Annotated in this window: 18 protein-coding genes; 11 read left to right on the top strand and 7 right to left on the bottom strand. The window is 54.5% G+C overall.

Annotated features, from left to right (window positions below):
• Positions 1 to 176: 176 nt before the first annotated feature.
• Complete coding sequence (locus WC562_09550; GenBank protein ID MFA5056391.1) at positions 177 to 2531, bottom strand: PAS domain S-box protein; 2355 nt, start codon at positions 2529 to 2531, stop codon at positions 177 to 179.
• Between the two features lie 406 nt (positions 2532 to 2937).
• Between WC562_09550 and WC562_09545 the strand changes: the two genes are divergently transcribed.
• The 6 genes from WC562_09545 (at position 2938) to WC562_09520 (ending at position 8542) form a co-directional block, all read left to right on the top strand.
• Complete coding sequence (locus WC562_09545) at positions 2938 to 3888, top strand: Lrp/AsnC family transcriptional regulator (protein MFA5056390.1); 951 nt, start codon at positions 2938 to 2940, stop codon at positions 3886 to 3888.
• Positions 3889 to 3984: 96 nt separating this feature from the next.
• Complete coding sequence (locus WC562_09540) at positions 3985 to 4545, top strand: DUF6125 family protein (protein MFA5056389.1); 561 nt, start codon at positions 3985 to 3987, stop codon at positions 4543 to 4545.
• Between the two features lie 586 nt (positions 4546 to 5131).
• Positions 5132 to 6067 carry an NAD(P)-dependent oxidoreductase gene (locus WC562_09535; GenBank protein MFA5056388.1) on the top strand — a complete coding sequence of 312 codons (936 nt, stop codon included), beginning with the start codon at positions 5132 to 5134 and terminating at the stop codon, positions 6065 to 6067.
• Between the two features lie 78 nt (positions 6068 to 6145).
• Positions 6146 to 7162, top strand: a complete 1017-nt coding sequence (locus WC562_09530) for an NAD-dependent epimerase/dehydratase family protein (protein ID MFA5056387.1) — start codon at positions 6146 to 6148, stop codon at positions 7160 to 7162.
• A 282-nt stretch (positions 7163 to 7444) separates the two neighbouring features.
• On the top strand, positions 7445 to 7903 hold the full coding sequence (locus WC562_09525) for a MaoC/PaaZ C-terminal domain-containing protein (GenBank protein ID MFA5056386.1): 459 nt from the start codon (positions 7445 to 7447) through the stop codon (positions 7901 to 7903).
• Positions 7904 to 8104: 201 nt separating this feature from the next.
• A complete protein-coding gene (locus tag WC562_09520; protein MFA5056385.1) occupies positions 8105 to 8542 on the top strand; it encodes an acyl dehydratase in 438 nt (145 codons plus the stop codon).
• A gap of 45 nt (positions 8543 to 8587) precedes the next feature.
• Here WC562_09520 and WC562_09515 read toward each other — a convergent pair whose 3' ends face one another.
• The 5 genes from WC562_09515 to WC562_09495 all read right to left on the bottom strand — a co-directional run bounded on the left by WC562_09515 (position 8588) and on the right by WC562_09495 (position 12049).
• Complete coding sequence (locus WC562_09515) at positions 8588 to 9568, bottom strand: hypothetical protein (protein MFA5056384.1); 981 nt, start codon at positions 9566 to 9568, stop codon at positions 8588 to 8590.
• A gap of 59 nt (positions 9569 to 9627) precedes the next feature.
• Complete coding sequence (locus WC562_09510) at positions 9628 to 10068, bottom strand: hypothetical protein (protein ID MFA5056383.1); 441 nt, start codon at positions 10066 to 10068, stop codon at positions 9628 to 9630.
• Positions 10019 to 10519, bottom strand: a complete 501-nt coding sequence (locus tag WC562_09505) for a hypothetical protein (protein ID MFA5056382.1) — start codon at positions 10517 to 10519, stop codon at positions 10019 to 10021. Before WC562_09505 ends, WC562_09510 begins: the two co-directional genes overlap by 50 nt.
• Positions 10509 to 11252: a TIGR04255 family protein gene (locus WC562_09500; GenBank protein MFA5056381.1), complete on the bottom strand. Its 744-nt coding sequence runs from the start codon at positions 11250 to 11252 to the stop codon at positions 10509 to 10511. The genes WC562_09505 and WC562_09500 overlap by 11 nt, the downstream gene beginning before the upstream one ends.
• Positions 11253 to 11611: 359 nt before the next feature.
• On the bottom strand, positions 11612 to 12049 hold the full coding sequence (locus tag WC562_09495) for an SRPBCC family protein (GenBank protein ID MFA5056380.1): 438 nt from the start codon (positions 12047 to 12049) through the stop codon (positions 11612 to 11614).
• A 224-nt stretch (positions 12050 to 12273) separates the two neighbouring features.
• Here WC562_09495 and WC562_09490 point away from each other — a divergent pair, with 224 nt between their 5' ends.
• The 4 genes from WC562_09490 to WC562_09475 all read left to right on the top strand — a co-directional run bounded on the left by WC562_09490 (position 12274) and on the right by WC562_09475 (position 15739).
• A complete protein-coding gene (locus WC562_09490) occupies positions 12274 to 12483 on the top strand; it encodes a 2-oxoisovalerate dehydrogenase (GenBank protein ID MFA5056379.1) in 210 nt (69 codons plus the stop codon).
• Entirely contained in the window at positions 12480 to 12722 is a 243-nt protein-coding gene (locus WC562_09485) for a type II toxin-antitoxin system HicA family toxin (GenBank protein ID MFA5056378.1), read from the top strand. The genes WC562_09490 and WC562_09485 overlap by 4 nt, the downstream gene beginning before the upstream one ends.
• A gap of 209 nt (positions 12723 to 12931) precedes the next feature.
• Positions 12932 to 14392, top strand: a complete 1461-nt coding sequence (locus WC562_09480; protein MFA5056377.1) for a hypothetical protein — start codon at positions 12932 to 12934, stop codon at positions 14390 to 14392.
• A gap of 111 nt (positions 14393 to 14503) precedes the next feature.
• On the top strand, positions 14504 to 15739 hold the full coding sequence (locus WC562_09475; protein MFA5056376.1) for a hypothetical protein: 1236 nt from the start codon (positions 14504 to 14506) through the stop codon (positions 15737 to 15739).
• A gap of 314 nt (positions 15740 to 16053) precedes the next feature.
• On the opposite strand, the gene WC562_09470 is transcribed toward WC562_09475, so the two are convergent.
• On the bottom strand, positions 16054 to 17250 hold the full coding sequence (locus WC562_09470; protein ID MFA5056375.1) for a pyridoxal phosphate-dependent aminotransferase: 1197 nt from the start codon (positions 17248 to 17250) through the stop codon (positions 16054 to 16056).
• Between the two features lie 688 nt (positions 17251 to 17938).
• Between WC562_09470 and WC562_09465 the strand changes: the two genes are divergently transcribed.
• Positions 17939 to 19390 carry a 3-oxoacyl-[acyl-carrier-protein] synthase III C-terminal domain-containing protein gene (locus WC562_09465; GenBank protein ID MFA5056374.1) on the top strand — a complete coding sequence of 484 codons (1452 nt, stop codon included), beginning with the start codon at positions 17939 to 17941 and terminating at the stop codon, positions 19388 to 19390.
• The last annotated feature ends 4 nt before the right edge of the window (positions 19391 to 19394 follow it).

Genomic DNA, 19394 nt, shown 5'->3' with positions numbered 1-19394 from the left:
CGATTATATCACACAATGGAGGTAGTCTATGCATCAAACTAAACCGAACGGAACCCATCAGAACACACTTAATTCTCTGAATTTAATCGTCTGGAATTCAAGTGTTAGCTCCCGTCGACCGGTCGTATTTGTGTCGACCCTGCATTTTCTACCCGATTACAATGTCGAGCCCGCTACTAAGCCTTGAACCTCAGAACATAGCGTGTCCCGCGTGTACGGTTCAGTGTCAGTTTCCCGCCGAGCTGATCGACACCCAGCATCTTGACCAGGTGAAGGCCCAGCGTAGGCGTCGCGGACAGCTTGAAGCTCTTGGGCAGGCCGACTCCATTGTCATCGACTATCAGCATGTGTTCCTCGCCCTTCCTCTCTAGAGAGACTGACGCCTCGCACTTGTCGGCGCCGAACTGCGGCTTGTTATCCGGGAATGCGTGTTTGAACGCGTTGGTAACCAGCTCATTTACAACCATCCCGACGGCAACAGCGGTTTCTGGCTTCAAAGCGATCCCCGCGGCTTTAACGGAGCATGATATATCAGGAGATACCTCCAGCGACGTTCGCAGGTTGGAGACCAGCGCTCCGAGGTAATCCTGCACATCGATTAGCGATATGTTCGTCGATTGAGCCAGCCGTCCGTGGACGAGAGCCATCGTCCTGATCCTGTTCTCAAAGGCGGATACATATGCAGGCGTCATCACAGGCGCCGGCCTCCACATCGACTTCTCCGCCGTCCTACGCTGCATTTCCATGAGCGCGATAACGGCATTCAGGTTGTTACCGGCCTGGCGGTTGATACCCTGTAACAGAAATTCCTTTTCCCCGAGCGACGCCAGGACCATCTGCTCCGCCGTCCTGCGCTTGGTGATGTCCCTATCCACGTAAATCAGTCCCGCTGCCTTACCCGACGCATCACGCATCACGCTGCTGCTTACCTCGCAAAGATATCTGCCGCCGTCCCTGCGCAGCATGGTCATCTCAACGGGAGAGCCCGTTCCGGGGGCTTCGCCATCCGCCAGCCCCTCAGCAAACATGTCGCGGTCATTTTCTCCGACAAAGTCGAGCCTGCTCTTGCCGACGACCTCCGTCCTGTCGCCGTAGCCTGACATCTCCAGCCAGGCCTTGTTCACGTCGACGATCTTCCCCGTCATATCGGTCACCGCGACGGCCGCACCCGCGGCATCGAACACCATGCGCATCGTACACTCGCGCACGCTAAGCGACTCGCTATCCGCCTGCAGCTTCCTCTCGCCCGCACGCAGCGCATCGGTATCACGCTCCAGTTTCTCCCGGCCCGTACGCAGCACCACGGTCTCCTCCCTCAAATTCTCCTCGCGAACTCCAAGCGATTCTGTCTCCTCCTTCAGCTTATCGGACTCTTCGCGCAGCGCCTTCATTTCTTCCTGCAAATTCTCCCTGTCCGCGCGCAGCGCACCCCTGTCCTTCTTGATATTCTCCCTTTGCTCCCGCAGCTTCTCGTCGCTCGCCTGCAGCGTTTCCCTCTCGCAGAGCAATCTTTCCATGTCCTCACGTAGCGCCTCGCTATCAACACGCAACTTCTCCTCACCCGACCTGAGCGACTCGCTATCTTCTCTCAGCCTCTCCTCCCGCCCCTTCAGCGATTCCGACTCCGCACGCAGCGCCTCCTCCCGCGCCCTCAGCGCCTCGCTATCCGCGCGCAGCATCTCCTCGCGCGCCTTCAGTTCTTCGCCGCCGCGCCTCAGCTTATCATCCGCCTCTTTGCGCGCGGTTACATCGTAATGGAAAAGCTGGAACCGCACCTCGCCGCTCCACGGCACTTCCTTCCTGAACACCTCGATATTGCGAATGTGTCCGTCCTTGCCTATTATGTCTATCTCGTAGTTCGACGGGACCTGCTCGCCGCGCCTCTGCCTCTCCTCCCTGACACGATGCTCGGCATAGCACTCCGGAGTGTATTTCTCCTCCAGCGACGTCGCCTTGAGATCTTCATCGCTATCGAAGCCGTACATGTCGAGCAGGGCCCGATTGGCGTAGAGTATCTCGCCCTCGGCGGTGACCACGCAGAGCCCGAGGGGAGATTCATCGTGGCTGAGGCGGAAGTTCTCCTCGCTCTCCCGCAGCTCCTTCTGCGCCTGCTCGTTCACGGTCACGTCGACGATGTAGCCCGCCAGTATGTTCTTATCCCCATGTACGAAGGGAAATTTTATGGTGACATAGTTGCGCCCGTTCATGTACTTGTCCAGCGCCAGAACCTTGCCGTTGGCAAAGGCAACCCAGTCATCGGAGGTTATCTTCTCGGCGAACTCGGCAGGGAACAGCTCGCCTATGGTCTTGCCCACGATATCCAGGTTCGATATGTCCAGCATCTGCTGATAATTGTCGCTGGCCAGCAGTATGCGGCTCTCGGTCGGCGTCACCGACTTGATGTAGGCGTAGACCGGGGAGCGGCGCATGAATTGCGTGAACAGCTCGTTGGCGGCCCGCAGCGACTCTATCGAATCGGGATTAAACGTCCCTTCGTTCTCTATCGCCCTGTCGTTCTTCTTTGCTGCCATGATTGTCTCCTATTCCCAGGAGCGCCCGTCCGACATCATTCGTAAGGACAGGCGCCCGGCTTATTCATTGCTGTAATGTATTCCATTAGCTACAGCATTATAAGCTCAGTGTTAACCCGAATCAAGGCCTCCGCTAAACGTAATGTCGATCTATAAAAAGAGAATCTATGATGGATCCCCCTTTTCTATATACGTCGATGCGTAGGGGCATCCTTCCAACCAGCCTTGTCTTGGAAGGACCGTGCCCCTGCTACCGGCCTCCATCATTGCGACGCTCCTTGTTCGACCGGGATTACGACGGCTAATGGTGGCGGAAATGCGAATTAGATACTAAAATCGTGGCGGAAACGATAAAAAGCTATTGCAAATGCGGCTTTTATGGTAAAATAGGCGCAACGGGGGGCAGATGGTAAAAGAGCTTCACCGCGACATAAAACCGCTCGATCTCATGCTGCTGCGCGAGATGGCGCTGGATGCCACGCAGACGACGACCGATCTGGCTAAAAAGCTGGGCAGGAGCCGCTCCACCGTGCAGCACCGCCTGCAGGAGCTGCTCGATACAAAGGTGGTCAGGATAGTCCCGGTGCACAACCCGGTGGCCGCGGGCTATAAGATGGGCGTACTCTTCGGCCTCAAGGTGCTGCCGGACAGTGTCAAAGCGGTAGCTGAGGAGATGGCCTCCGTGCCCGAGGTGCGGAACGTGATAATCTTCGCCGGCCGCTACGACATCGTCATGGGTGCGGTCTTCTCCGATACCGATAGGCTCTCTGACTTCATGATGAACCGCCTCGGCGCCGTCGCGGGCGTGAGCGCCGTCGATACCATGATCGGGCTGAAGATGGTCAAGGCCTCGTTCAGCTTCATGACGCCGGACGAGCTTCCCAAGGACGGGATATCGATACCGGGCATGGACGCGCTGGACCTGATGATAATCCGCGAACTGCAGAGCGACCCGCAGCAGCCGCAGGCCGACATCGCCAGGAAGCTCGATGCCTCCGAGACCACAGTGCGCCGCAGGCTCAAGCGCCTGCTCGATGAGCGCATTATCAGGATCGTGGCCATCGCCGACCCCCGCGCCCTGGGCTACAACGTCCGCGCCATGATCGGCATGAAGACCATGCCCGGCATGCTCGACGCCGTGGCCGATAAGCTGGCTTCATACGCCAACGTGCACTACGCTATGTTGACCACCGGCCCCTACGACCTGATCGCCTGGGGCGTCTTCCGCAATACCGATGAGCTGTCCGGCTTCATCAGCGGCGAACTGGGCGCCGTCGACGGCATCGCCGGCTACGAGATCATGCTGACGCTCAAGGTGGTCAAAGACCTGCTGGGCTACCCGACGAAGAACCTGTGAAGTGATGACGGAAATAAGATACGAGATATATGACGATTAGATGACTGCGATAATAAAGCTGTAACAGCATCCAAATAAAAAATCAGGAGGTATCAAATGGCAGATCTACAGGATTACAGCGGCCCGTTCAAAAAGGACATCAAGCTGGAAGATTTCTCCAAGGAAGCCCTGATCCGGCTTTATCAGGCGGCGTGCCGGGACTACCTCGGCATCGACGGGTTATGGCTCGGCCTGATGCGAAAAACGTACGGAGACAAGCAGGCGTGGCAGTACCACATCGACGTATGGGAGGGCGGCACCAAGGGTGAGGTCATGCGCACCCGCGGCGCACTGAACATTGAAAAGGCCGACGTGGAAGCCGTGATGAAGTATGTGCAGACCAGCGCCTCGCTGGGAGGACTGTTCCATATCGACTGCGAGCTTTTCGACAAAGAGCACGGCCGATACACCATCACCAAGTGCCACGCGCTGGACTATTTTGAGAAGCACGGGGACATGGAGCTCCTGAAACAGGCCTGCGAACGGGTCTGCATACCCTACAACCAGCGCTCCGCCGACTGGTTCGACCCCAAGATAAAGTGGGTCCCGGTGAAGCTGCCGCCGCGCCAGAGCAAGGACGAGCCCGCCTGCGTCTGGGATATCTACCTGGAGAAATAAACGATGGTTCCGTAGGGGCGACCGGCCGGTCGCCCCTACACGGTGACCGACGTATGGTGATAAAGGGGGTTGATTCTCAATGAGGATGACGTGTACGGCCCTCACCCTGCACACCCTCTCCCTGCGGAGGGAGAGGGAAGATATTTTAAAGAAGAACACCCCCTATCCCCCTCTTCTAAAAAGAGGGGGAACTCGACGGGCACGGCGCGCCGTGCCCCTACCCGGTGACCAATGCGTGGGGATATGTCGAGAACGCCACGTCGTCCTGGGGGATGTGTTGTAGGGGCTTGATTAATCAAGCCCCTACGTGCGATAACCAAGATATGAGGTACAGGAGACTTTGTCTCCTGACGGGGTTATAGGGGTGTCCCCTAACTATTTTTTACATCCCACAAGACTGGGGGATACAGGGGGTTGAATATAGAGATTTGCCGCGTCGGTATATTCCGTAGGGGCGAACCCCTGTGTTCGCCCTATCTCGAAGTTAATCGGGGGTTAACGTCATGCCGCAATAACTCGATTAGATATCGTTAATATCGATCAACCGATCCATAACTGTAGGCCGGCGATATAAAAGGAGTTGACAATGAAAAGCCTGAATGGTGAGAAGATTCTGTTCACGGGGCTGACGGGCCAGATTGGCTTCCCTCTGGCTTTACATCTGGCCGGGGAGAATGAGGTCTGGGGCCTGGACATCTTCAGAGATGAAGACAAGAAAAAACAGCTGGAGCAGGCGGGAGTGAACACGCGCGTCATGGACCTGGCCAGGCCGGACTATGGGAACATGCCGGATGACTTCAGCTACGTGATCCACTTCGCCGTGTACCAGGAGGGAGGTCTGGACTTCGACGAAGCTCTTCGCGTCAATGCCGAGGGCACCGGCCTGCTGATGACGCACTGCCGCAAGGCAAAAGGGGTGCTCATCATGTCGAGCTGCGCGGTCTACGAGCTGCCGCAGGATCCCAATCACCCCGTCAGGGAGACGGACCCTCTTAACGGCCCGCAGGCGGCGCATTGTCCAACGTATGTCATATCGAAGACGGCGCAAGAGGCGGTGGCCAGGTTCGCCGCCCGACAACTGGGGCTGCCCACCACCATCGCCCGGATGAACGTGTACTACGGCGGTTACGGGGGCCTGCCGGCGTGGCAGTTTGAATGGATGAAAGCAGGCATGCCTGTGCCTGTTCAGCCGAACCGCGCTTCGCTGTGCAACCCGATCCACGAAGAGGATGTTCACAACCATGTCGGTGCGCTACTGGCGGCAGCCGGTGTCCCGGCGGTAATCGTCAATTGGGGCGGAGACGAGGCCGTGGATGTGCGGACCTATTGTTCCTACATGGCGGATATCGCGGGTTTGAAGGTTCAGTTCAAGGAGGCCCCGGACGACCCTCTTGCGGCCAGGACGGTGGTGGTTGATAACGCCCGGCGCAAGGAGATGGCGGGGGGATGCCGGGTCCAGTGGCGTGACGGCATGCGGCGCATGCTGGCCGCCAGGCACCCTGAGATCAAGCTGAAGGCATAGCTATAGGAAGAGGCCAGAGGATTTACTGAGCGACAGATTCCACATTCGCGGATGAATGTCATTATGGAGGGATATCGCATGAATACAGCGCATGGCTCAAGTCCGTCACAACCGAAGGTCTGCCTGGTCACCGGAGGCGCGGGGATGCTGGGGCGGGCCATCGTCTCCCAGCTACTGGATAAGGGCGCGAGCGTCCGCATCCTGGATATCGAAAAAGCGCAGAACGACCGCGCCGAGGTGATGGTTGGCGATGTCCGCGACGCCGCGGCCGTGAGAAAGGCCTGCGAAGGCGTGGACACGGTCTTCCATGCCGCCGCCGCCGTGTGGGACCCCAGGCTGCCGCGGGATATATACGAGAGCACCAACGTGACAGGCACAAAAATCATCATCGATACCTGCCTGCAGCTGGGGATACCCAGGCTTGTTTATACCAGCACCCTGGATGTAGTTCTGGACGGCGTGTGTGCCCATCGTCTTGCCGACGAATCCGCACCCTACCCCGCCCGCCCGGAGAATATGAACAGATACGCCTGGAGCAAGATGGTGGGGGAACTGGCCGTGCTCGCGGCCAACGGGCCGGCCCTGTCCACCTGCTCCCTTCGCGTTACCGGGATGTACGGCCCCGGCGATAAATATCACCTGCCCAACATCGTGAAGAACGCCAAACACGGCGTCAACATACGCCTGGGGGACGGCAAGGCATGTTTCAGCCACCTCTTCGCCGGCAACGCGGCCCACGCCCACATACTGGCCGCCGAGCACCTGTATCCCGGCTCTCCCGTAGCGGGCCAGTTTTACTTCATCACCGATCATGACACGGGGAATTTCTTCACCTTTATGAATCCGTTCCTGGAGGCGCTCGGCATACCCACACCTAAAATAGCCGTACCTTACCGACTGGCGTATGCCCTCGCATGGGTCATAGAGAAATTCAGTTCGAAGTCCAACCTGAACAGGTTTTCCGTGTACTGCACCTGTGTGGACGCCACCTTCGTGCACGACAAGGCGACGCGCGATTTCGGCTACCAGCCCATCTTCAGCGCCGATGAGGCCTTCAATATCACCCTGAACTGGCTGAAGACACAGGATTTCTAGAGACGCGATGTAGGGGCGAGGTCGCCTCGCCCCCGGGGATATGTTGTAGGGTGTTGATGCCGAGATTGCCGCGTCGTCCTTCCGCAATTCGGAAGGACTCCTCGCAATGACAGGCTGCAACAGAGGTGCCCCGATAAATCGGGGCCGGGGTCTTAGGGGTGTCCCCTAACTATTTTTTTACATCCCCCAAGATTGGGGGATACAGGGGGTTGATAAACCATCGCCATCCCGCCGCCGGTAAATCTGTGAGATAATAAAACAAAAAAACAGGGGCGTAAAGTTATGTGGTACCAGGAAGATTATATTCTCGACAATGTCATCGTTTCCGTGGAGCCGTACGTGGTCACAGAGGAGGAGATAATAGAGGTGGGCCGACGCTGGGACCCCCGCCCCTTCCACATCGACCCCGCGGCCGCGGCGCAGCTGCCCTTCGGCGGCGTCATCGCCTGCTCGGCGCACCTCTTCTGCATACTGTCCTGGCTGTCCCACCACATGGAGGACGACACGGCCGCCGTGGCCGGGCTCGGCAGCAACAATATCAGGATGCACGCGCCCGTATGTCCCAACGATAAGATAACCCTGAAGGCCAAATGTATCGAGTCACGGCCCTCAAAGACGCAGCCGGGCATAGGCATTGTGACGGTCCAGAACAACCTGTACAACCAGCGGGACGAGAGGGTCTTCACCGCGGAGGTTTCCTTCCTGCTGCAGCGCCGGCCGGAACAGGGAAAAAACCCTTAAGCTACTCGACCGGGAATCTGTAAGGCGGTCACAAATTGTACCGCCTTTTTATATTTAGGGAAACGATGTAGGGGCACAGCATGCTGTGCCCCTACGCAGGTAATACATACCGAATGTACCATCCCGACCTAGGTCAGTACATGCCGGCCCACCCGACATGAAATCTATGAGATAATAAGATAAAAATAGAAGCTGTAAGATATGTACTACATGAAGGACTACTGGCCCGGCAAGATACACGCCTCCCATGAGCCCTACCGCGTCACGGAGGAGGAGATAATCGAGGTAGGCCGCCGCTGGGCCCCCCGCCCCTTCCACACCGACCCCGCTACCGCGGCGAACTCCGGCGGCGTTGCGGCCTGCCCGGCCCATCTTGTCTGCATGGTCTCATGGCTGGCGCACCACGTGGATGAAGACGTGGCCGCCCTGAGCGGGCTGGGATGGAAAAATATAAAGATGTACGCGCCCGTGCGCCCCGGCGACGAGATCTCGCTTAAGTGTCATTGCCTGGAGGCCCGGCCGTCAGGTTCGCGGCCGGATTGCGGTGTGGTGACGTGCAGGAACGACCTGTTCAATCAGAAGGGGAAGCTGGTCTTCAGCGCGGAGGTTTCACTGCTGGTGATGCGACGTCCGGAATAGGAGAAAGACTCTCCTTAGCTCCCTGACAAGAAATTTAGGGCTCTATTAGTCACTTCTGTTGGCTTTCGTGAGAGAATCGAGATACATAATAATAGAACTCTCAGCTAGACCTTTAAATTGGCATAACACTAATAAAAGGCAACTCAGGTCTCTAGTCTTTTTGAACAGTGCTTGATAAGACAGCGACTCCGCATCTCCACTAATTGGGTCAACGAAATCTACAACTCCAGTATTAGGATTGAACTTATAAGATTTATGTACGATAGAATTTCGTATTAGTTTATCGAAATCTTGTATTAGAATATCCAGACGACTATTTCGCACAATATCTATATTCTTAGCCAGACTTTGCTTCCTAAATTTAATATATTCTGTTGGACTAGGCGATTTTATGGAGACGAAACCAGCAACAAAGACTATCAACCTCTCATATAGACCTGACATTTTACTATAGTCCGAAATACACCTAGTTGCTAATTGTCGTGAAAACCGTTTTCTATCTGTAGATAGGTTTTTAATTATTCCATGAAGTTCAACAGTCAATGATTGAATCCAGGCTAAGTTATCAATTTCCACCTTATCAACTGAAAATAGGTACGAACGGACTTCATTCGGCTTTGAACTAATCTCGTCATTAATTACCTTGGATATAGTTTCGAGATATTCACTATACCTTGATTCCCGTACATATGCCAACTTTATGCTGGTAGGTTTAAAAAGTGTCTTTTGTATATGCTCCAAGCCAGAAACATTAGAAGGAATGCCAGGAATTAGTTCCTTCATAAACTCATTAGACACCTTGGCAAACTGCACAATATCACCACTGGTTTTCAATTCTTCGACACGTTGTGCATACTTAATAATGCTTGACAACTGTAGCGCATTTAGCTGTGCTTCTATTTCAACCCGCTCGGCTTTGGTGAAGCGCCTAGCAAAGACGTTTTCTAATGAAGCGACAAATTCCTCTAGTAGTGTCTTAACGCTATCAGAATAAGTATCAATCGGCTTATCGTTGCCTGATTCCATATCTACCTCATTTAGAGATTTTCGGATTTATGAGAATTTAGAAATATCAGCAAACATTTCTACTTAAGTGGGGGCGAAGGGAGAATTAATCTAGAGGCTTCTGAAAGTTTTATCGCTATCTCTTGCCGTTCATATTTTTCTTTAGGAAGATTAGTAATTAAAGTATGTCGTGCAGGATTATTGTCTGGCCTTATCTTTAATCCTAACTCCATGATTGCTAATGCTTCTAGATCGGCTCGAGCATGGATATGACGATCAGGACGACGAGGTATAATGTAGTTCTTTCCGATTTCCCAGATAACGTTGTCTGATAATCCATCAATACGAAAAACTGATATTTCAGTTTCGCTTTCCTTGATTGTAAAAGCTCCTGGCAATACTCGATCTTTTTTATAAGCCTGTTTGCTTAAGATAAATCGAGTCAGGAGTGTCTGAGGTCCTATGCAGCTTTTACTGATGAACCTTTTTAATGTTGTGTAAAATCGTTGCAGGCGGTTCATTTTCAAAAAATTCTATCCCCTTTGACGTAGTAGCACCAACTATACAAGCATAGTTTATCTGCCCGTTTGCGCCAATACTCAAATATAATACTCTATGAGGACCGCCATGCCATTCTAGGGTTATCTCTCCATCTGCATCTATTGAGATATCTGGGAGAGGAGTAGAGAGTGGTAGATTATTCAAGAAACGACGTGCCTGGGTAATGGATTTTGTGTCTACAGGCCGTGCGTTGTAGCCGTTCCAGTTGTTATCTGAGCATTCTTCTATGATACTATTGAACGCTTCTTCGAATTTGTCGAAGCGATCAGAAACTGTGATAGTTCTGCGAGAATCAATAGAATCAATAAATATATCCATGAAGCGTCTAATCAAACTGCTGGCATCTTCACTTACACCATAGTCTTTTTGAACTGCAAAAGGATTTATATTATCATCTAAATTACACTTCATATAACCTCGCTGTATCTTCAGTTATCATTTCAAAGAAGATGCGATTCTTCATATTACGTAGAGCTTCGAATGTATCCCACATTCCAGATTCAGTTACAACAAAACTACCTGTTTTAAAGGCATCTATATCTAGGATAATTATAACATGGTCACTAGGATCAGTACCCATCTGAAATGCCTGGGTTATATTTGCCTTAATATCTGACGCTGGTTCGCATATACTGACTCTAATAAGGAAATTCGTTATTCTGGGAAGCGTATCGGGTATTATTGGTGGAACCGTGAGATACTGTGAAAAGTCGCTAGTTGAAAAAGGGAGGCGCAATTGATTAATATACCGTGTGGCTATTCTTGTTACTGATTCTGGAGATGCTTTAGCTACATAGATTTCCCAAAGTCGTCTTGCTTCACCAAAAACCTTCTTCCATTCTGTATATGGTGCTAGGCGGCTGAAGGTAAATCCATCTAATCGGAATTGAGCAACGTTCTTACCGTCTTGTGTCTCAAGACGGTAACCAACTAGTTGCTCAAGGTTTTTCTTGATAGGCTGATCCCCCTCCAAACCGAATATGAACTCATTGACTTTTATTGGTTTACAATTGGGGTATTCGTTGAATAATTCTTCTTTTAGCGAGCTAATTTTATCAAGGTTGAAGTCACGGGTTAAATTGGCACGGAAATCAATCACAGCCTCTGTGATAGGTGCTTTTTCTAAATGTCTCGGCTTTGCCATTGTACGCTGTCTAACTAAATGGGTTAAATATGTGTTAGCTTGCTGATACTTTAGCTGGGTTTGGTATTTTTGTCAACAAATTGTGGCTCGGTTAGGATTGTAGTCCCCTAAATACAAAAGAGGCGCCTTTGCCCCCCCCCCTCGTCATTTGTAATGCTGACTCGCCTCAACGCCGCCTATTTCACCTTCTTCGCGAACTCCTCTATGCGGTCCATCCCGCCCGTGATGTTCTTCATGCTCCTAATGCTCGACGTGCCCTTCCATGATCAACGTTGTATGGAAGGATTCACCCCGCCGAAAGCGGCGGGTATTGTTGAAGGTGAAGAACACCTTCAACAGCAGAAAAAGATATCAGCGCTCTATGCCTGCGCCTCAAGAATGCTTTTCAAGTTGATGAGGCTATTCTTTAACTCCTTGCGCATGTTGCTTATCACCATTAGCGATGACAGCTTGTAGAGCCCGAACATTCTTATATCGTACACGATGGTAAACTTTGTGCCTCCATTCACGGAGCTATAGGTGTAGTGCTCTTTCATGATAATGCCCGGGCCGGTAGTATCTGCACCAAAGCTCTTATTTGGCTCGCATTCCACGGTCTTTGCTGTCCAATTGTTAGTGTGGCCTATCAAGCGGCTGCTCCCTTTGAATGTGGTGCCGACACTTATGGGACCCTGAGACGTTTGCTCTGCTTCCGGTATAAATGAAAGCCATTTTGACCAATCCTTTGCATCAATCGTATAGGCGAACACCTTTTCGACCGGACGCTTTATCTCCACGCTCTCTTCGATCCTTGCCATCTGACTACCTCCTTTTAAGTTATTTATGATACCCGGAGTGACCACCTTGTGAGTGCCATTTTAATACGTTATCAACCACTAGTAAAGATTATGTCTATTCGTTGGCAGAATCCCCGCGGGCCAACAACGTTGCAGGAGAACCGCAGGGAGGGTTTCCAACCCGCTGACATGGTAGTATGCATAAAGAGTATAAACATGATACAATCCTGTAACCGGAGCGTGTTATGGATAAGGAAATAATATTCCTGGTTGAAGAAGACCCCGAAGGCGGATTCACCGCTAAGGCTCTTGACCACGGCATCTTCACCGAGGCGGAGAGTTTGGAAGAGCTTAAAGCGATGACACAGGATGCCGTTCGCTGCCACTTCGATAAAACGCACAAACCGCCGATTATTCGTCTGCACATCGTTAAGGACGAGGTCATTCCGGCGTGAAGCTCCCCAGGGACATCGACGGCGAGGAACTGGCCCGGGTACTCGATAAGTACGGATATAAGATAACGCGGCAAACGGGCAGTCACATAAGGCTGACCTCTGCTATAAAAGGCGCGGAACACCACATTACGATCCCCTCACACAACCCACTGAAGATCGGCACTCTCAGCAGCATATTGAATGAAGTTGCCGCCTATCTTGAGATGGATAGAAAAACCCTCATCGAAAAGCTGTTCTAGATGTAGGGTGGGTTTACAACCCACCGAAATAAAATAACAAAGGAGTCCACACAGGCTCCCCTCGTCATTTGCCAATATCGACCCAATATCGATCGTCTATTTCACCTTCTTATGCGTTACGCTTGACATAGTTCCGCACGTACATTAAATTATATAAACCTTCCACTCCCCCATCTCATACGGACAGCCTTATTTAAAGGAGTTGCGAATTGACTAGCGATATCAGATGCCCCCTCTGCGGATGTTCCACCACCATACGAACGTCTAAGACAGGCCCGGATGCCGGCAAGAAGTTCTATGTCTGCGACCTCTATCCCATATGCAAAGGGAAGACGTCCGGCCGGGTCCGTGGCGGAACCGCAAAACCGGCCGGGCCGGCGGAGCGGCGGGAGCAGGCCGAAAAGGCCGCGCGGGACGAGATAGCAAAGTACAGGGCCGAGCAGGAAGCCATAATACGGGCGCAGGAAGCCGCGTTCGAGAAATACAGGGCGGAACAGGAAGAGCTTATCTCAAACGAGAAGGTTAGGTTCGAAGGGTACAGGGCGGAGCAGCAGGCGCTGATCGATGGCGACAGGGAAGCGTTCGAGAAAGACAAGCGGGAGCATGAGGCGGACGTGGAAAGGCTGAAAGTCGTCTTCGTCGAGCTCAAGACGGAACTGGAGAAACGCATCGAGCGCGAGAAAGCCATCGAGGAGGAGAAGGCCGGGATCGAGACGTACAGGGCGGAGCAGGAGGAGGCGATTCAGAAGGAAAGGGACGACTTCGAGCAGTACAGGCTGGAGCAGGAAGCCGTCATCGAAGAGAAGAAGGCCGAGATCGAGAAGCACAGGGCGGAGCTGGAGCAGCGCATCGATGGCGGCAACGCCGATATCGACGGATACAGAGCCGAGCAGGAAGCCGTCATCGACGGCAAGAAGGCCGATTTTGAGAAGTACAGGGCCGAGCAGCAGGCCATGATCGAGGATGAAAGGGCTGAATTCGAGAGATCCGTATTGGAGCAGGATGCGCTGCTGGAAAGCCTGAAGGCCGACTTCGCAAGGCTCAAGGCGGAGCTGGAGCAGCGCATCGACGGCGAGAAGGCCGAGATCGACGGGTACGGGGCCGAGCAGGAAGCCATAATCGACGGAAAGAGAGCCGATTTTGAGAAGTACCTGGCGGAGCAGCGGGCGCTGATCGAGGGCGACAGGGAAGCGTTCGAGATGTATAAATCGGAGCGGACGGCGGAGATGGAAAGCCTGAAGGCCGGGATCGACGGATACAGGGCCGAGCAGGAAGCCATAATCGACGGGAAGAAGGCCGATTTTGAAAGGTACCTGGCGGAAAATGCGCCGACGATAGAGGCGGAGAAGGCCGAATTCGAGAAGTATAAATCGGAGCAGGAAGAGATAATCGCGGGTGAGAAGGCCTCGTTCGAACGGTACAGGGCGGAGCAGCAGGCGCTGATCGACGGGGAGAAGGAAAAGTTCGAGGAATACAGAGCGAAGTACGAGGAAGGCTTAATCAACCTGAAGGCCGCGCTGGAGAAACGCAAAGCGGAGCATGACAGGGCCATCGCGGACGAGAGGGCCGAGTTCGAACAGTATAAAGCGGCGGAGGAGACGCTCCTGGAGCTTGAAAGGGCTAAGGACAGGAGCCGCCAGGCGCCGCGGGAGCTGCCCGGCCAGCCCTGAACAAAGGAAACCCCCGCCCTGCTTGACATAGTTCCGTACGGGCATTAAATTATATTAACCTTACGCGTCCCCTTATTTGATACGGACATCCTTGTTTACAGGAGTTGCGCATTGACCAGTTCTATCAGGTGCCCCATCTGCGGATGCTCCACCACCATCAAAACGGTGCTGAAAGGCCCGGATACCGGCAAGCAGTTCTATGTCTGCGACCGTTTCCCCCAGTGCAAAGGGCGGGTGCCCTTTAAGATTCAGGACATAGAGATAGAACTGGACAGGCTGAGAGACATGCAGGAGCAGGGCACAAGGGCGGCAAAGGACGAGATCGCCAGGTACAGGGCCGAGCAGGAGGCCGTAATCCAGGACGAAAGGACAAGGTTCGAGCGGTATAAAGCCGAGCAGCAGGCGATTATCGACGGGGAGAAAGCGGAGATCGAGAGATACCGGGCGGAACAGGAATCGATAATACAGGAGGAAAAGGCCGGGATCGACAGATACAAGGCCGAGCAGGAAGCGATAATCGACAGGGAAAAAGCCAGATTCGAGAGGTACAGGGATGAACAGCATGCCCGCCTGAACGGCTTGACGGTTGAGCTGGAAAGGCTGCAAGCGGACGCGGAGAAGCTCATCGGGGATGGAAAGGACGAGATCGCCAGGTACAGGGCGGAGCAGGAAGCGCTGATCCGGGAGGAAAGAGCACGTTTCGAGCGCTACAAATCGGAGCAGGAAACGATAATAAGCAGAGAGAAGACGGAGTTCGAGAAATACCGTGCGGAATATGAATCGTTCATCGCCGGCGAGAAGGCCGGGCTGGATAAATACAGGGCGGAGCAGGAGGCGGCGCTCGGCAGCCTGAAAGCCGAGCTGGAAAGGCCCGGGGCGGAGCAGGGGGTAACGGCCTGCGGTGAAGCCGTTAGCGATAAAGCCGATGTCGCCAAGTACAGGGCGATCCAGGAAGCTATAATCCGGGATGAGAAGGCCCGGTTCGAGCAGTACAGGGCGGAACAGGAAGAACTTCTCGAGTTCGAAAGGGCCGAATTCGAGAGGTACAAAGCGACACAGGAAGAGCTCCTGGAGAGCGAGCGGGCCGAGAACAGGAGGCTGCTGGCGCTGCGCGAGCGCCATGCGCAGGCTAAAGTGCCGCGGGGGCCGGCAGGCCGGACCGAAGCGAAGGAGGCTGCCGCGGCGGACGGGGCCGTCGGCAGCGACGTGAAGTGCTTTCTTCATCAGACCCGCGGCGCCGTTGCCTTCTGCAGCATCTGCCGGTGCGGCGTCTGCGAGATGTGCCACACCGGCCTGGGCGACAAGGTTTACTGCCCGTCCTGCCTCGATAGCTATATCAACAAGTAGGGGCGAACCCCTGTGCTCGCCCTGGTAGGGCGGATTTCCAATCCGCCGATGCGGTGCTCCCCGCAATGACAGGTCAAAACAGAGGTACAAGAGACAAAGTCTCCTGACGGGGTCTTAGGGGTGTCCCCTATTCTTATTTTAAATCCCCCAAGATTGGGGGATTCCAGGGGGTTGATAATCATCGAGATTGCCGCGTCGTCCTTCCGTATATTCCTAGCGGGGAAGGACTCCTCGCAATGACAGTTCCAAATTAAAAAGGGGAGCCTTTTTCAGGCTCCCCTCTCTGTTTTTAATCGACAATATGAATCGCGACGCTATTTCACCTTCTTCGCGAACTCCTCGATGCGGTCCATCCCGCCCGTGATGTTCTTCATCGACGTAGCGTAGGAAAGCCTCAAATAGCCATCCGCGCCGAACGGGATTCCGGGAAGCACCGCCACCTTGGCCTCGGTCAACAGCAGCTCCGTCAATCCCATCGAGTCCTTTATCGGCTTGCCGTTGTAGGACTTGCCGAACAGCTTGGACACGTTGGGGAAGGCGTAGAAGGCGCCCGGCGGCAGCAGGCAGGAGATGCCCGGCATCTTGTTCAGGCGTTCCACCATGTAATCGCGCCGCTTCTCGAACTCGGCGGCCATCTTCTTCACCTCGTCCTGCGGGCCGGTGAGAGCCGCCAGCGCGGCGCGCTGCGATATGGAGGCGGGGTTCGACGTCGAATGGTCCTGCAGGTTGGACATGGCGCCGATGATCTCCTTGTCGCCGGCCACGTATCCGATACGCCAGCCGGTCATGGCATACGATTTCGACACGCCGTTAACCACCAGCGTTTTTGCCTTGATCTGCGGGTTGAGCGAGGCGATGCTCACGCACTCCACGCCGCCGTAAACGAGCTTATCGTATATCTCGTCGGAAACGACCCATATATTTTTGTCGACTGCGATCTTGGCGATAGCTTCGAGCTCTTTCTTCGAATATACCTGCCCCGTGGGGTTGCTCGGGCTGTTCAGTATGAGCAGCCTGGTCTTTTTAGTGATGGCTTTCGACAGCGATGCCGGGGTTATCTTGAAGCTGTCCTTCTCCGCAGTCTCGATGAAGACGGGGGTAGCCTCAGCCACGCGCACCATCTCCGGGTAGCTGACCCAGTAGGGGGATGGGATGATGACCTCGTCGCCGGCCTCGCACAGGACCTGCACGATGTTATAGATGCTGTGCTTGGCGCCGCAGGAGACGATGACCTGCGAGGGATCGTACTCCAGGCCGCTGTCCGCCTTGAAACGGTCGCAGATGGCCTTCTTCAGCGGCGGCATACCGGCGGTGGGTGTGTACTTGGTGAATCCTTCCGAGAGCGCCTTTACCGCCGCCTGCTTGATATGCTCCGGCGTATCGAAGTCCGGCTCTCCCGCGCCGAAACCGATTATATCGATGCCCTCAGCCTGCATGGCCTTGGCCTTGGCGGTGATGGCCAGCGTGGGGGAGGGACTGATGGACTGTGCCCTTTTAGTTAGATTTCCCATGATTTCCTCCGGTTTGCTATATTCAGCGCCGCGGCTCGATTGCCGACGGAATGGGCCCCGGAAAGGGGCCGGAAACCGTTTTCCGTTTGAACCGGAGCCCGGCCGAGACGTAATGATACCACGAAGATTGTTTTTTGAAAATGGGGGGTTCGACATTCGTATGTGGCCCGATGTAGGGGCGTATGGCCATACGCCCGTTGTCCTTGCGAGTCCTTACGCAAAATTTGACCTGTGGAAGGACGAAGCAATCTACAGAATGTACGGCCTGAGAGACGATGAGATTGCCGCGTCGACCTTCTCCGGAAAGCCTCCTCGCAATGACAGTTGCGAGGTATGTTGTAGGGGCGCGGTTTTCGCGCCCTTTACTATTCGGACAGGACGACCCTGCACCTACACGATCGCCGCGGCGCCCCGATCCGCTGTAAGGGCTTGATTAATCAAGCCCTTACGCAATACCCCAACGTATGGGGGACTGACAGGGAGTTCGATCATCGTTTCCCCCTTTGTAGGGGCGAACCCCTGTGTTCGTCCTACCTCGAGATTCAATGGGGATTCCAGGGGGTATCCACCGTTTTCAATAATATATTATCCCCCTCGTCAGAGTTGACTCCCGAATCGTATTTACTGTATACTGTCTCCTTGGGCAATTCCCCATCAACTTTGTCTAATTTTTAAAGAAAGGATAAGTATGGCAGTAGGAATAACTTCGTATGGCGCTTACATACCCCTGTACCGGATGTCACGCGATGTTTTCTACAAGGCTTGGGGCGGCGCGAAAATGCCGGGTGAGCGCGCCGTTTGCAACTTCGATGAAGACAGCGTAACAATGGCACAGGAAGCAGCCGCCGACTGTTTGACGGGTATAGACCCCAAGAAAGTCGACGGTTTATTTTTTGCCACCACCACCCAGACGTATATGGAGAGGCTGGGAGCCAGTATTCTGGCCGTAGCCTGCGATTTGCGCGACGACGTGCGCACCATGGACGTCACCGACACGCTCAGGGCGGGCACATCCGCGTTCGCCTGCGCGGCCGACGCGGTCGCGGCGGGATCGGTCAAGAACATCCTGGTCACCACATCGGACCACCGCATGGCGGCACCGGCGGGCGACTTCGAGATGGCGCTGGGTGACGGCGCGGCGGCAGTACTCATCGGCAGCGAGAACGTGATCGCGACGATAGAGGGCAGCTATCATATCTCCGACGAGTTCTCGGGGATATGGCGCCCGGAGGGCGAGCAGTTTATCCGCTCATGGGAAGACCGCATGGTCTACGATAAGGGTTACTCAGAGATCCTGGAGAAGGGGATCAAGGGCCTTCTAAAGAAATACGATATGAAAACCGCCGACTTCGCCAAGGTCGTGTACGATACGACCCTTGAGGGCAGAAGGCACGCTCAGATGGCGAAACAGCTGAAGCTGGCTGACGAGCAGGTTCAGGATAACCTGTTCGCGACCGTCGGCAACATCGGCGCGGCACATGCCACGATGATGCTGGTGGCGGCACTGGAAGAGGCCAAGCCGGGAGACAAGATCCTCTGGGCCAGCTACAACAACGGCGTGGACGCCTTCATACTGCAGGTGACCGACGCGATAACCAAGCTTTCACCGCGGCGCGGCGTGAAGAAACACCTGGCCGCCAAGAAGATGCTCGAAAATAACGACCGCTACCTGCGCTGGCGCAAAATAGTGCCGCTGGAGAAGGCGAGACGCTCCGAGCAGTCGCCGACATCTCTGTCGACATTGAGGCGCGACAAGAGGATCGCCCTCGCGCTGTACGGCGTCAAGTGCAAGGCGTGCAATACCCCGCAGTTCAGCCAGGGCGGAAGCTACGGCTACCTGACCCCGCTCAGGGTCTGCGTGGACTGCCAGGCCATCGACCAGATGGAGCCTTACAAGTTCTCCGGCCGCAAGGCCAAGATATTCACCTACACCGAGGATAACCTCGCGGACAGCAACGATCCGCCCACCACCGTAACGGTCATCGACTGGGTCGGCGGCGGACGCGGCATATTCGATATGACCGACCGCGGCGGCGCGAAGCTGGATGTCGGTACAGAGGTCGAGACGACATTCCGGAAACTCTATTACGACCGCGGCGTGCACAACTACTTCTGGAAGACGCGCCCCGTCAGGTGCTAAAGGA

The sequence above is a fragment of the Dehalococcoidia bacterium genome (assembly GCA_041649635.1).
Classification (GTDB): Bacteria; Chloroflexota; Dehalococcoidia; order E44-bin15; family E44-bin15; genus JAYEHL01.
This window is presented reverse-complemented; position numbering and strand designations above follow the sequence as displayed.

Coding starts and splice junctions, on each gene's coding strand:
- WC562_09500 (MFA5056381.1), bottom strand. CDS start 11,252: ATGGCAAAGCCGAGACATTTAGAAAAAGCACCTATCACAGAGGCTGTG.
- WC562_09490 (MFA5056379.1), top strand. CDS start 12,274: ATGGATAAGGAAATAATATTCCTGGTTGAAGAAGACCCCGAAGGCGGA.
- WC562_09550 (MFA5056391.1), bottom strand. CDS start 2,531: ATGGCAGCAAAGAAGAACGACAGGGCGATAGAGAACGAAGGGACGTTT.
- WC562_09530 (MFA5056387.1), top strand. CDS start 6,146: ATGAATACAGCGCATGGCTCAAGTCCGTCACAACCGAAGGTCTGCCTG.
- WC562_09520 (MFA5056385.1), top strand. CDS start 8,105: ATGTACTACATGAAGGACTACTGGCCCGGCAAGATACACGCCTCCCAT.
- WC562_09540 (MFA5056389.1), top strand. CDS start 3,985: ATGGCAGATCTACAGGATTACAGCGGCCCGTTCAAAAAGGACATCAAG.
- WC562_09470 (MFA5056375.1), bottom strand. CDS start 17,250: ATGGGAAATCTAACTAAAAGGGCACAGTCCATCAGTCCCTCCCCCACG.
- WC562_09510 (MFA5056383.1), bottom strand. CDS start 10,068: ATGAACCGCCTGCAACGATTTTACACAACATTAAAAAGGTTCATCAGT.
- WC562_09545 (MFA5056390.1), top strand. CDS start 2,938: ATGGTAAAAGAGCTTCACCGCGACATAAAACCGCTCGATCTCATGCTG.
- WC562_09515 (MFA5056384.1), bottom strand. CDS start 9,568: ATGGAATCAGGCAACGATAAGCCGATTGATACTTATTCTGATAGCGTT.
- WC562_09505 (MFA5056382.1), bottom strand. CDS start 10,519: ATGAAGTGTAATTTAGATGATAATATAAATCCTTTTGCAGTTCAAAAA.
- WC562_09535 (MFA5056388.1), top strand. CDS start 5,132: ATGAAAAGCCTGAATGGTGAGAAGATTCTGTTCACGGGGCTGACGGGC.
- WC562_09465 (MFA5056374.1), top strand. CDS start 17,939: ATGGCAGTAGGAATAACTTCGTATGGCGCTTACATACCCCTGTACCGG.
- WC562_09525 (MFA5056386.1), top strand. CDS start 7,445: ATGTGGTACCAGGAAGATTATATTCTCGACAATGTCATCGTTTCCGTG.
- WC562_09495 (MFA5056380.1), bottom strand. CDS start 12,049: ATGGCAAGGATCGAAGAGAGCGTGGAGATAAAGCGTCCGGTCGAAAAG.